We start from the raw sequence: 12,190 nt of genomic DNA on the forward strand, positions 1-12,190 counted from the left end.
CGTGCCGGTCCCCCACGGCGCGCCCGGCCCCGTCGACCTCCCCACGGAGGCGGCGGGGTCGGGCCCCGTCACGACCACCCTGTCCGAGGCGGACGGGGCGCTGGTGCGCCGCACGGTGCTGCCGTGCGGCGCGCGGGTGCTGACCGAGGCGATGCCCGGGCAGCGCTCGGCGAGCATCGGCTGCTGGGTTGGCGTCGGCTCGCGCGACGAGACCAGCGGTCACTTCGGCTCCACCCACTTCCTGGAGCACCTGCTCTTCAAGGGCACCGAGCGCCGCGACGCGATGGACATCGCCACGGCGTTCGACGCCGTGGGCGGCGAGGCCAACGCCGCCACCGGCAAGGAGCACACGACGTACTACGCGCGCGTGCTCGACACCGACCTGCCGATGGCGATCGACGTGGTGACCGACATGGTCACCTCCGCGGTGCTCGACGAGGACGACTTCAGCTCCGAGCGCGAGGTCATCCTCGAGGAGCTGGCGATGAACGACGACGACCCCGGCGACGTCGCGCACGAGCGCTTCGCCGAGCTCGTCCTGGGCGAGCACCCGCTGGCGCGCCCCATCGGCGGCACCCCGGAGACCATCCGCGCCGTGGGCCGCGACGACGTCTGGGCGCACTACCGCGAGCACTACCGCCCCGCCACGCTGGTGTTCACCGCCGCCGGCGGCCTGGACCACGACGAGGTCGTGGAGGCGGTGCAGCGCGAGCTGTCGCGCGCCGCGGGCGACCTGCACGACGCCGCGCCGGCCCCGCGCCGGGTGGCGGGCGAGGTCTCCGGCGGCCTGCGGACCGGTCGCGCGCTGGTCGTGGAGCGCGCCACCGAGCAGGCGCACGTGCTGCTGGGCACCACCGGCATCACCGCCACCGACGAGCGCCGCTTCACCCTGAGCGTGCTCAACGCCGTCCTGGGCGGCGGGATGAGCAGCCGGCTGTTCCAGGAGGTGCGCGAGAAGCGCGGCCTGGCGTACTCGGTGTACTCCTTCAACGCCAACTACGCCGACTCCGGCTACGTGGGCCTGTACGCGGGCTGCTCGCCGGCCAAGGCCGGCCAGGTCACCGAGCTGATGCTCGAGGAGCTGGTGAAGCTGGCCGGGGCGCCGCTGGAGGCGGAGGAGCTCGAGCGCGGCATCGGCCAGCTCGCCGGCGGGATGGTGCTGGGCCTGGAGGACTCCGGGTCGCGGATGAACCGCCTGGGCAAGGCGGAGCTGGTGCACGGGCAGTTCCTCGACGTCGACGGCGTCCTGGCCCGCCTGCGCGCGGTCACCGCCGAGGACGTGCGCGAGATGGCGGCGGACCTGCTGGCGCGCCCGCGCTCGGTGACGGTCGTGGGGCCCTTCACCGACGACGCCCCGTTCCGCTCGGTGGTGCGGTGAGCGAGGCGCGCCCGCCGCTGCGCGTGGCGGTCGCCGGCGCCCGCGGGCGCATGGGCTCGCAGGCGTGCGCGGCCGTGGAGGCCGCCGCCGACCTGGAGCTGGTGGCGGCCCTGGGCCGCGGCGACGACCTCGCCGCCGCGGCCGGGGCGGACGTGCTGGTGGACCTGACGGTCCCCGGCTCCGTCATGGGCAACGTCCAGCGCGCCCTGGGCATGGGGCTGCACGTCGTCACCGGCACCACCGGGTTCACCGACGAGCGCGTCGCGCAGGTCGAGGCGTGGCAGCGCGAGGCAGGGCGCAACGTGCTCATCGCGACGAACTTCGGCCTGGGCGCCGTGCTCGTCATGCAGTTCGCCCGGCGGGCGGCGCGCTTCTTCGAGTCCGTCGAGGTCGTCGAGCTGCACCACCCCGGCAAGGTCGACGCCCCCTCGGGCTCGGCGGTGCGCACGGCGCAGCTCATCGCCGCCGCCCGCGCCGAGGCCGGGCTGGGCCCGTCCCCGGACGCCACCGAGCAGTCCCTGCCCGGGGCGCGCGGCGCGGTGGTCGACGGCGTGCACGTGCACGCGGTGCGCATGCGCGGCATGACCGCGCACCAGGAGGTCGTGCTCGGCGGTCCGGGGGAGACCCTGACCCTGCGCGACGACACCTACGACCGCGCCGCGTACATGCCCGGGCTGCTGCTGGGCGTGCGGCAGGTCGCCTCCCGCCCCGGCGTGACCGTGGGGCTCGAGCACTACCTCGACCTCGGCTGAGGGGCGGGCGTGCGCACCAAGGTCGTCGTCGCGGTCTCCTGCGCGGCGCTGCTGTTCTACTTCGTGCTGCTCGGCCGCCTCGGGGTGGATCTCATCGGCACCGGGCGCTGGGCCGGGGTCCTGCTGGGCGCCGCGGTGATCGTGCTGCCGCTGGTGGGGGCGTGGGCCGTGGTGCGCGAGCTGATGTTCGGGCGGGCCACGGAGCGCCTGGGCCGGGAGCTGGCCGAGCGCGGCGAGCTGCCCGAGGACGACCTGGAGCGCACCGCCACCGGCCGCGTGGACCGCGCCGCGGGGCAGGAGGTGTTCGAGCGCCACCGCGCCGAGGTCGAGGCTGCGCCGGACGACCCCGGCGCCTGGTACCGGCTGGCGCTGGCCTACGACGCCGCCGGCGACCGCCGGCGCGGTCGGGCCGCCGCCCGGCACGCGGTCAAGCTGCGCGCCGGGCGGGGCTGAGGCCCCTCCCGCCTCAGCGGCTCGCGGGGGTGCGGGACGCCGGCTCGCGCCCGGGCGGCTGCTGCGGGCGCGGCAGCAGCGGCGCCCGCTCGCGCAGGGGACGGGTCACCGGCCCCCCGCCGCCGGTGACGACGACCTGCTCGCCGGCGTGCCGCAGCCGCACCCGCGCCTGCGGGCCCCCGTCCACCTCGTAGGTCGCCTCGTGCCCGCGCACGTCCACCCGCAGGGTGCAGCCGCGCCAGCGCACCGAGAACCGCAGCCGGGAGATCCCGCTGGGCAGGCCGGGGTCCAGGGACAGCTCCCCGGCGGTGTCGCGCAACCCCCCGAAACCCTGCACCAGGGCCATCCAGGTGCCCGCCAGCGAGGCGATGTGCAGCCCGTCGAGGGTGTTGTGGTGCAGGTCGCGCAGGTCGACGCTGGCCGCCTCGTAGGTGTAGTCGTGCGCGAGGTCGAGGTGCCCGACGCGCGCGGCCAGCACCGCCTGCACGCACGCCGACAGCGAGGAGTCGCGCACGGTGCGGCGCTCGTAGTAGTCGACGTCGCGGGCGAGGTCCTCCTCGCTGAACCGGTCGCCGAACCAGAACAGCGCCATCCCCAGGTCCGCCTGCTTGCACACCTGCCGGCGGTACAGGTCGAAGTAGGGGGCGTTGAGCAGCAGCGGGTACGCGCGCCGGTTCTCGAAGTCCCACTCCGGCAGCCGGGTGAACCCCTCGTGCTGCTCGTGCACGCGCAGCCGCTCGTCGTAGGGCACGTGCACCGCCCTGGCGGCGTCCACCCACGCCGCGGCCTCCTCCAGGTCCACGCCGAGCGCGCGGGCGCGGTCCTGGTGGCGGCGCACGGCCGCGGCCGCGGAGGAGAGGTTGTGCGCGGCGGCCAGGTTGGTGAAGAGGTTGTCGTCGACGACCGCGCTGTACTCGTCGGGCCCGGTGACCCCGGCGACGTGCCAGGAGCCGTCGGCCTGGTGGTGGCCCAGCGACATCCACAGCCGCGCGGTCTCCACCAGGACCTCCAGGCCTCCGTCGGCCTCCAGGGAGTCGTCGCCGGTGACCACGCGGTAGCGCTCCACCGCGGTGGCGACGTCGGCGTTGACGTGGAACGCCGCCGTCCCGGCCGGCCAGTACCCCGAGCACTCCTCGCCGCGGATCGTGCGCCACGGGAACGCCGCCCCGCGCAGGCCCAGCTCGGCGGCCCGCGATCGGGCCTTGTCCAGCGTCGTCCAGCGCCACCGCAGCGCGTCGCGGGCGGCGTCGGGGGCGGTGTAGGTGAGCACCGGCAGGACGTAGGCCTCGGTGTCCCAGAAGATGTGCCCGTCGTAGCCGGGGCCGGTCAGGCCCTTGCCGGGGATGCCGCGGCCCTCGCCGCGGGCACCGGCCTGCAGGACGTGGAACAGCGCGAAGCGCACCGCCTGCTGCACCTCCGCGTCGCCCTCGACCTCCACGTCGGCGGTGTCCCAGAACGCGTCGAGGTACTCGCGCTGCTCGCGCAGCAGCCCCTCCCAGCCGGTGTAGCGGGCGCCGCTGAGGGCGCCGGCGACTTGGTCGCGCAGCGCGGGCTGCGAGCGCTGCGCGGACCAGCCGTAGGCGAGGTGCTTGACCAGTCGCACCTGCTGGCCCGGTTCGACGGCCACGACGAACGTGGTGCGGGCCCAGTCGTCGGACACCCGCGTCTCGTGCTCGACGCGCCCCTCGGCCTCGACGGTGTTGTCCATGCCGGCGGCCACCTGCAGGCCGCTGGCGCGGGTGCGGTGCACCAGGGTGGCGCCGGTGCTGCCGGTGTCGTGCTCGACCGCCTGCAGCGGCGCGCCGAGGACCGCGGCGGCGCGCGGGTCGGCGCTCTGCGCGGGCATGGCCTCGTTGGCGACGAGCTCGGACTGCAGCGTCAGGCGCGCGGGTCCGTCGACGGCCTCGACGACGTACTCGATCGCGGCCACCGCCCGCTGCACGAACGAGACCAGCCGGGTGGAGCGCACCCGCACGCGCCGGCCGGCGGGGGAGATCCAGTCCGCGGTGCGCGTGAGCGTGCCGGCGCGCAGGTCGAGCACCCGCTCGTGGGAGACGAGCTCGCCGTAGCGCACGTCGAACGGCTCGTCGTCCACCAGCAGCCGGACGATCTTGCCGTTGGTGACGTTGACGACCGTCTGCCCGACCTCCGGGTAGCCGTACCCGGCCTCCGCGTACGGCAGCGGCCGCTCCTCGTAGAAGGAGTTCAGGTAGGTGCCGGGCACGCCGTGCGGGTCGCCCTCGTCGAGGTTGCCGCGCAGGCCCACGTGGCCGTTGGACAGCGCGAACACCGACTCCGAGGGGCCCAGGACGCTCAGGTCCAGGTTCGTCTCGCGCACGTGCCACGGCTCGACGGCGAAGGTGTCCGGGCCGATCACCGCGCCTCCCCGTCCAGCAGCTCGGCCAGGTCCTGCACGACGACGTCCGCTCCGTGCTCGCGCAGCGACTGCGCGTGCCCGACGCGGTCGACGCCGACGACGTGCCCGAAGCGGCCGGCGCGGCCGGCCTCGACGCCGGAGAGGGCGTCCTCGAAGACCGCGGCCCGCTCCGGCGGCACCCCCAGCAGCCGGGCGCCCTCCAGGAACGTGTCGGGGGCGGGTTTGCCCGCCAGGCCCCGCTCGCGCAGCGTCAGCCCGTCCACGCGCTCCTCGACGAGCTCGGCCAGGCCGGTGACCTCCAGCACCTGGCGGGTGTTGGCGCTGGAGGAGACCACGGCCCGGCGCAGCCCGGCCTCGCGCGCGGCGCGCAGGTAGCGCCGCGAACCCTCGTACACCTCCACCCCGTCGGTGGCCAGCCGGTGCAGCAGGTCGGCGTTCTTGGCGTTGCCCAGGCCGCTGACCGTCTCGGCGCCGGCGGGGTCGTCGGGCGAGCCCTCCGGAAGGGTGATGCCGCGGCTGGCCAGGAAGTCGCGCACCCCGTCCGCGCGGGGCTTGCCGTCGACGTACCCGCGGTAGTCGGCGTCGGGGTCGAACGGGACGAAGGCCTCCCCGGTCCGCTGCGCGCGCTCGCGCAGGTAGGTGTCGAACATCGACGTCCACGCGGCGTTGTGCACCGCGGCCGTGTTCGTCAGCACCCCGTCCAGGTCGAACAACAGGGCCGTGACCCCGTCGGGCAGTCCCAGCACGTCCGCCGTCCCTTCGACGTTCCCCTCGTCCCGGCGGGCGCCGGGACCACGGGGAGCCTAGGAGCTGGGACGGCCGGGCGCAGACCGACGCGCTGCGGGGTGCGCCGGTCCGCGGCGGCCGCCGGGGGCCGCCGCGGACCGGTGGTGCGGTGGGGGACCCGCGTCAGGACGACTGACCGGGGTGCAGCAGCACCTTGGTCCAGCCGTCCTCGCGGGCGTCGAACTTCGCGTACCCCTCGGGGGCGCGGTCCAGCCCGAGCTCGTGCGAGACGATGAACCCCGGGGTGGCGCGGCCGGCGACGATGAGGTCGCGCAGCTGGCGGTTGTAGCGCATGACGGGCGCCTGGCCGGTGCCCATGGACTGGCCCTTGGTGAAGAAGGTGCCGTAGTCCCAGCCGATCCGGCCCTGCTTGGCGCCCTCGTCGGCCGCGCCCGGGTCCTGGGGCATGTAGACGCCCACGACGCCGATGCCGCCGGTGGCGCGCACGACCTTCACGAGGTTGTCCAGGACGAGCTCGGGGTGCTCCTCGCCGGAGGGGTCGTGCGCCTGGTAGCCGACGGCCTCCACGCCGCGGTCCACGCCGCGGCCCTTCGTGGCCTCGGTGATCTGCTCGACGGGGTCGGAGGCGGAGAAGTCCACGGCGACGGCCCCGATGCTCTCGGCCAGCGCGAGGCGGTCCTTCTCCTTGTCGACGACGAACACCCGCGAGGCCCCCTTGAGCAGGGCGCTGTGCGCGGCCATGAGGCCCACGGGCCCGGCGCCGAACACCGCGACGTCGTCGCCGGGCACCATCCCGGACAGCTCCACCCCGTGCCAGCCGGTGGGGAAGATGTCCGAGAGCATGGTGAAGTCGTTCTCGTGCTCGGTGCCCTGCGGCAGCTCGAGCAGGTTGAAGTCCGCGTGCGGCACGCGCAGGAACTCCGCCTGGCCGCCGTCGTAGGGACCCATGTTCGCGTAGCCGTAGGCGGCGCCGTCCATGCCCTCGGTGGGGTTCATGGTCAGGCAGAACGACGTCCAGCCGTGCACGCAGTTGCGGCAGGAGCCGCAGGCGATGTTGAAGGGCACCGACACGCGGTCGCCGACCTTCACGCGGCTGACGCCCGCGCCGACGGCCTCGACGATCCCCATGTTCTCGTGGCCGAGGACCTTGCCCTCCTCGACGCCGGTGCGCCCCTCGTACATGTGCAGGTCCGACCCGCAGATGTTCGTCGTGGTGATGCGCACGACCGCGTCCGTGGGGTTCTCCACGCGCGCGTCGGGCACCTCCTGGACGGTGACGTTCTTCGGGCCCTGGTAGACGACAGCCTTCACGGTTCTCCTCCTGTGGGGATCGCTTGCGGTGGGAACGGTGGTGCGACGGTGGTGGTGGGGTGGTGGTGGGGCGGGTCGGCCGGGGACCGTCCGCCGCTCGGGCACGACCTCCTCCTACCCCGCGCGCAGGAGGTCATGCGCGCAACCAGCGGGCCGAACGGCGCGGTGGCCGCACCGCGCGTACGGTCGGCGCGCAGGCACCCACCACGCAGGAGGACCACGATGACGGAACAGCCCCGCACCGCCGGCCAGCTCGTCGACGAGCTCACCTCGGACACCGCGCAGCTCGTGCGCGCCGAGGTCCGCCGCGGGCAGCAGGAGATGCTCGCCAAGGCGAAGGAGGCCTCCAGGGGCGCGGCCCTGCTCGGGGGGGCCGCCGTCCTCGGCGCGCTGGCCGCGGGGACCTCCGCCGCCTTCGCGGTGCGCACCCTCGGCAAGGTGCTGCCCGCGCCGAGCGCGGCGTTCCTGGCCACCGTCCTGTACGGCGGCGGCGCCGCGGCGCTGGGCGCCGCCGGGGTCGCCGAGCTCAAGCGCATCGGCTCGCTGCTGCCGGAGGAGACGATCGCCAGCGTCCGCGAGGACGTGCGGGCGGCGCGGCCGGGTGCCGGCGCCTGAAGGCCCTCAGCGGCGCACGACGGTCCCGGTCAGCGCCTCGAACACCAGGGAACCGCCCTGGAAGTCGCTGCGCCGCCCCTCGGGGACGGCGTACTCGTCGCTGACGGGGAAGCCCAGCGGGCCCCTCTCCCAGCCGGTGTCGCCCCACGCGTACTGGATCGAGCCCTGCACCGCGTGCGCCCCGGTGGCCGGCGACCAGTAGATCGACCCGCCCAGGAAGTGGGTGTACGCCCCGTCGCCGCGCGGGGTGCGCACCTCGTCGGACGTCGGCGGGCCCAGCGGCCCGTCGGCGCCGCCGGTGGCGCGCCACGCCTCGCCGATGGCGCCGTCCACGGCGTGCTCCTCGGGCACCGGGCCGTCGACGACGTCGAGGGTGCCGTCGGGGTTGCGCTGCAGCGTGGCGATGCCCAGGCGGCGCGGGTGGGGGAACTCCCCGCCGCGGTCCTCGCCCAGCCAGAACGCGGAGTAGGCCACGCGCAGCACCCCGTCGGTGCCGACGAAGCCGTTGGAGCCGCCCGGGCCCTGGATGCTGTCGCGGCTGGCCAGCAGCGGCGCCCGCGGCTCGGGGCGGGTGCACGGGGCGGTGGGCCCGGCCGGGCAGACCGCGTACCCGCTGGCGTAGTTGCTGCGGCCGCTGTCGTCGAGCACCCCGGAGTAGTTCGCGGAGTAGAACAGGTACGTCGTGCCCTCGAACGTCACCATCGAGGGGTTCTCGATCGTGTTCCCCTCCCACCTGGCGTCCCGGTTCGTCTCCAGCAGCGTGACCGGTTCCGCCCCCGGCAGCGGCAGGCCGTCGGCGCCGACCTCCACCGCCTGGATCGAGGACTCCCGCACGTCGAGCCTGCCCGCGGCCTTCCACAGCAGGAAGTGCCGCCCGGTGGCCGGGTCGGTGTACGGGTCGGGGTCGATGGAGCCGGCCGGGTCGCGCTCGAGCGGCTGGCACTGCACCGGAGCGTCGCCGCTGACGTCGCGGAACGGGCCCAGCGGCGAGGTGGCGGTGGCCACCGTGAGGCAGAACCGGTCCGGGGACACCCGCACCGGGGAGTACGCGAACCAGGTGCCGTCGACGGCGAAGACGCCCGGGGCCCAGTAGTCGCGGTCCATCCAGGGGCCCTGCGGGTGCGGCAGGCCCCAGCTCGCGGCGCGGACCAGGGCGTCGTTGGTGTCGTAGGCGGCCCAGTCGTCCAGGCCGGCGCGCCGGACCTCCACCGGGATCGCCTCGTCGTCGGCGACGTCGTACCCCCACGACCCCGGCGGGCCGTCGTCGCTGTAGCGCGGGCGCACCGTCCAGTTCACCAGGTCGGTGCTCGTGAGCACCGGCAGGTAGCGCCCGCCCACGGGGGAGGCGTAGGCGTGGTAGGTGCCGTCGACGAGGACGACCTCCGGGTCGCCGAAGTCGCCGACCCACCTCGTGCCTGGTTCGAACCAGCCCTCGTCGGGCGGCCCGGTGCTGCCGTCGGCGCTGTCCGGCGTGGCCGGCGCGGCCGTGGCCGACGGCTCCGGGGCGCCCGCCCCGCCGCGCCACCCGCCCCAGCCGCCGTCCGGCGGTCCCCCGGTGCACGACGCGGTCAGCGCGGCACCGAGGACCGCCGGGAGGAGGGCGCGGCGGGCGGAGGAGCGGGCGGGGGAGCGGGAGGGCACCCCCGAAGGCTCGCAGGTGCCGCTCAGTACCGCAGGTTCGGCAGCACGTACCGGCCGTAGAAGTCGATCACGGCGGACTGGTCGGGCTGGCCGGAGTGGACGAACGGCGTCACGCCGGCGTCGAGCAGCTCCTGCACGGCGGCGACGTGGTTCTCCGGGCCGCCCTTGGGCCACTGCGCGTACACCTGCTCCAGCGGCCACATCTGCTCGGCCTTGCGCTGGATCTCCACCGGGTTCGGCTCGTAGAGCAGCGAGGGGTCCCACGGGTCGACGGTGAAGTGCCACAGGGTGGCGGCGTACTCCAGGTCCTGCTCGGTGACGTTGACGAACAGCTCCCCGAGCTTCGGCATCGCGGCCGGGTCCTTGCCCGCGTCCCTGGCGCCGCGCTCGAACTCCGCCACCAGTTCGGGGTCCGAGAAGTCCGCGGACGCGCCGATCCAGCCGTCGCCGTAGCGGCCGGCGTTGTAGGCGCTCTGCGGACCGCTGGCGGCCATGTAGATCGGGACCGGGGTCTCGGGCAGGTCGTAGAGCTTGAACTCCACGGTCCGGTAGTAGGTGCCGTCCCAGCTGGTGCGCTCACCGGTCCACAGCTGCCGGATGAGCTGCACCGCCTCCACCAGCCGCGCCGCCCGCTCCTCGTAGGGACCGAACTGCCCGGTGGACGCCTGCTCGTTGAGCGCCTCGCCGGTGCCGACCCCGAGGAACACCCGGCCCGGTGCCAGGATCCCGAGCGAGGCCCACGCCTGCGCGACCTCGCTGGGGTGGTGGCGGTAGGTGGGGCAGGTGACGCCGGTGCCGAACGTGGCCCTCCGGGTCGCCTGGCTCAGCAGCCCCTGGGTGATCCACGGGTGCATGGAGTGCTGCTGGTTGTCCTGCCAGGGCTGGATGTGGTCGCTGGTCCACAGCTGCCCGAAACCCGCGCGCTCGGCCTGCGCCCCCCACCGCACCAGGTCCTGGGTGCGGAACTGCTCGTGCGAGAGGACGAACCCGACCGGCGCGGTGCGTGCCCACCAGCCGCGGCGGTCCTGCCCGCCCGCCGCGGCGGCCGGTGCGGCGCCGGCGGCGCCGAGGGCGGCCGCCCCCGCCCCGGCCACCGCCGCCACCACGCCGCGGCGGGGCACGCCGTGCGCCCCCGGTGCCGCACCCCCACCCGTCGTGCCGTCCCCGTGCTGCGTCCCGATCGTCATGGCGGTCCCCGCTCCTTCGCGCGTCGTGGTGCTCCGACGTCTGCGGCTTACCCCGTGCGCGGCGCGGTGAACGCGTTCACCGCGTCAGGTTCCTGACGGGCCGGTCTCAGCTGGCGGGCAGCTCACCGAGCTCCACGTCGAACGAGCGCTCCTCGCCGTCGCGCGTCACCTCCACCGGGACCGTCTGCCCCACGTCCAGGCCGGCCAGCACCGTGGCCAGCTCGGAGGCGCTGCGCACCTCCTGGTCGGCGACCGAGGTGATCACGTCACCGGCGCGCACCCCCGCCCGCTCGGCGGCGCCGCCCTGCTCCACGGAGACCACCCCGACGCCGGCCGGCTGCCCGGAGGAGTCCGCGATGGTGGTGATGGTCACGCCCAGCGCGGCGCGGCCGGTGTCGGTCACGCGGCCGTCGCGCACGAGCTGCAGGGCGATGTCGCGGGCGGTGTTCGAGGGGATCGCGAACCCGATGCCGGGGGCCGCGCCGCCCTGCTGGCCGTTGGTGGCCGCCAGCGTCGGGATCCCGATGACCTCCCCGGCCAGGTTCACCAGCGCGCCGCCGCTGTTGCCCGGGTTGATCGCCGCGGAGGTCTGGATCGTCCCCGGCAGCGTCGCACCGGCGGGGGCGGCCTCGCTGGGGGGCTCGGTGACGGTGCGGCCGGTGGCCGAGACGATGCCGTTGGTGACGCTGCTGGACAGGCCCAGCGGGTTGCCCATGGCGAGCACCAGCGTGCCCACCTCCACCGCGTCGGAGTCGCCCAGCGTCGCCGGCACCAGGTCGGGCGCGCCCTCCACGCGCACCACGGCCAGGTCGTTCTGCGGGTAGCTGCCCACCAGGGTCGCCGGGTAGGCCGTGGGGGAGTTCGCGAACTGCACCTCGAAGGTCCGCGCGTCGCCCACGACGTGGGCGTTGGTGACGATGTTGCCGTCGGTGTCCAGGACGACCCCGCTGCCCAGGCCGGTGCCGGTGTTGATCTGCACCACCGAGGGCAGCACCCGGCGGATCACCTGCTGGTAGGACTCCTCCAGGGTGGCCGCGCCGCCGGTGACGGCCCCGGTGCCCTGCGCGGCGGGCGCGCTGGCGGCCGGTGCGCTGCTGCTCGTGGCGGCCGTGCCCTCCTGCTGCGCGGTGCCGGTGCAGCCGGCCACCGCCAGCGGCAGGAGCAGGACGCCCGCCAGCGCGGTGCGGCGGCGGGCCGCGGGTCGGGCGGTGGGCGGCGTGCTGCTCACGGGGTGCTCCCCTCACGTGCGGTGCCGCTGCGGCGCGGCACCGGTGGTCCTCGGACACGGCTGGCCACCGATCCTCGGCCGCCCGGGCGCGGCGCGCCACTCAGGCGCCGCTGGGGCGCCGCCCGGGTGCGCCCCAGCGGCCCGCGCGCATGCCCGCCGCCGCGGCGGGTACGGCACGGGCATGAGCGCAGCCGACCCGCACCGCCCCTCCGGACCGGCGGATCCGCGCGTCCCGCCGGAGCAGCCCCGCGGCCGCACCGGCGACGAGCCGCGCACCGCCCGCTCCCCGCTGACCCTGCGGCTGGTGCTGGCCGTCTTCGGCCTCGTGGTGTGCGGCGTCCTGGGCACCCTGTGGCTGACCGCGGCCGAGCCGCCCGGCGGCGCGCGCGGCCCGGGGGTCGTGCTGGTCCTGCTCGCCGCGGTCGCCCTGGCCGACCTCGTCGTCGTCTCGCTCAGGCTGCGCCGGCGCCGGCACGGCTGAGCGCCCGGCCCGCCGCGCGG

General features: G+C 75.7%; 11 protein-coding genes. 5 read left to right on the forward strand and 6 right to left on the reverse strand.

The genetic code is table 11. From position 1 onward, the window contains the following. Position 1: 1 nt before the first annotated feature. The 3 genes from ACRYR7_RS02960 to ACRYR7_RS02970 are packed head-to-tail and all read left to right on the forward strand — an operon-like array spanning position 2 to position 2,583. Positions 2-1,378 (forward strand): M16 family metallopeptidase, encoded by a 1,377-nt coding sequence (locus ACRYR7_RS02960; protein WP_432570566.1) that lies wholly within the window; start codon positions 2-4, stop codon positions 1,376-1,378. After that, entirely contained in the window at positions 1,375-2,130 is a 756-nt protein-coding gene (gene dapB, locus ACRYR7_RS02965; RefSeq protein ID WP_432570567.1) for a 4-hydroxy-tetrahydrodipicolinate reductase, read from the forward strand. Before ACRYR7_RS02960 ends, dapB begins: the two co-directional genes overlap by 4 nt. Before the next feature lie 9 nt (positions 2,131-2,139). Then, the gene (locus tag ACRYR7_RS02970) at positions 2,140-2,583 is read left to right on the forward strand and encodes a hypothetical protein (RefSeq protein WP_432570568.1); all 444 of its coding nucleotides are present in this window, start codon (positions 2,140-2,142) and stop codon (positions 2,581-2,583) included. A gap of 13 nt (positions 2,584-2,596) precedes the next feature. Here the strand turns inward: ACRYR7_RS02970 and ACRYR7_RS02975 are convergent, their stop codons facing one another. The 3 genes from ACRYR7_RS02975 to ACRYR7_RS02985 form a co-directional block, all read right to left on the reverse strand. Beyond that, entirely contained in the window at positions 2,597-4,960 is a 2,364-nt protein-coding gene (locus ACRYR7_RS02975; protein ID WP_432570569.1) for a glycoside hydrolase family 65 protein, read from the reverse strand. Then, complete coding sequence (locus ACRYR7_RS02980) at positions 4,957-5,706, reverse strand: HAD family hydrolase (RefSeq protein WP_432570570.1); 750 nt, start codon at positions 5,704-5,706, stop codon at positions 4,957-4,959. Before ACRYR7_RS02980 ends, ACRYR7_RS02975 begins: the two co-directional genes overlap by 4 nt. Positions 5,707-5,869: 163 nt before the next feature. Further along, entirely contained in the window at positions 5,870-7,018 is a 1,149-nt protein-coding gene (locus ACRYR7_RS02985; RefSeq protein ID WP_432570572.1) for a glutathione-independent formaldehyde dehydrogenase, read from the reverse strand. A gap of 222 nt (positions 7,019-7,240) precedes the next feature. Between ACRYR7_RS02985 and ACRYR7_RS02990 the strand changes: the two genes are divergently transcribed. After that, positions 7,241-7,633, forward strand: a complete 393-nt coding sequence (locus ACRYR7_RS02990; RefSeq protein ID WP_432570573.1) for a phage holin family protein — start codon at positions 7,241-7,243, stop codon at positions 7,631-7,633. A gap of 6 nt (positions 7,634-7,639) precedes the next feature. Here the strand turns inward: ACRYR7_RS02990 and ACRYR7_RS02995 are convergent, their stop codons facing one another. The 3 genes from ACRYR7_RS02995 to ACRYR7_RS03005 form a co-directional block, all read right to left on the reverse strand. Then, a complete protein-coding gene (locus ACRYR7_RS02995) occupies positions 7,640-9,274 on the reverse strand; it encodes a family 43 glycosylhydrolase (RefSeq protein ID WP_432570574.1) in 1,635 nt (544 codons plus the stop codon). Between the two features lie 23 nt (positions 9,275-9,297). Continuing rightward, complete coding sequence (locus tag ACRYR7_RS03000; RefSeq protein ID WP_432570575.1) at positions 9,298-10,461, reverse strand: TIGR03557 family F420-dependent LLM class oxidoreductase; 1,164 nt, start codon at positions 10,459-10,461, stop codon at positions 9,298-9,300. A gap of 106 nt (positions 10,462-10,567) precedes the next feature. Beyond that, positions 10,568-11,689, reverse strand: a complete 1,122-nt coding sequence (locus tag ACRYR7_RS03005; protein WP_432570576.1) for a S1C family serine protease — start codon at positions 11,687-11,689, stop codon at positions 10,568-10,570. A gap of 181 nt (positions 11,690-11,870) precedes the next feature. On the opposite strand from ACRYR7_RS03005, the gene ACRYR7_RS03010 reads away from it, so the two are divergent. Further along, complete coding sequence (locus ACRYR7_RS03010) at positions 11,871-12,170, forward strand: DUF6343 family protein (protein WP_432570577.1); 300 nt, start codon at positions 11,871-11,873, stop codon at positions 12,168-12,170. The last annotated feature ends 20 nt before the right edge of the window (positions 12,171-12,190 follow it).

The organism is Kineococcus gurbantunggutensis, assembly GCF_050871925.1.
Lineage (GTDB): Bacteria > Actinomycetota > Actinomycetes > Actinomycetales > Kineococcaceae > Kineococcus.

Coding starts and splice junctions, on each gene's coding strand:
- ACRYR7_RS02990 (WP_432570573.1), top strand. CDS start 7,241: ATGACGGAACAGCCCCGCACCGCCGGCCAGCTCGTCGACGAGCTCACC.
- ACRYR7_RS03000 (WP_432570575.1), bottom strand. CDS start 10,461: ATGACGATCGGGACGCAGCACGGGGACGGCACGACGGGTGGGGGTGCG.
- ACRYR7_RS03010 (WP_432570577.1), top strand. CDS start 11,871: ATGAGCGCAGCCGACCCGCACCGCCCCTCCGGACCGGCGGATCCGCGC.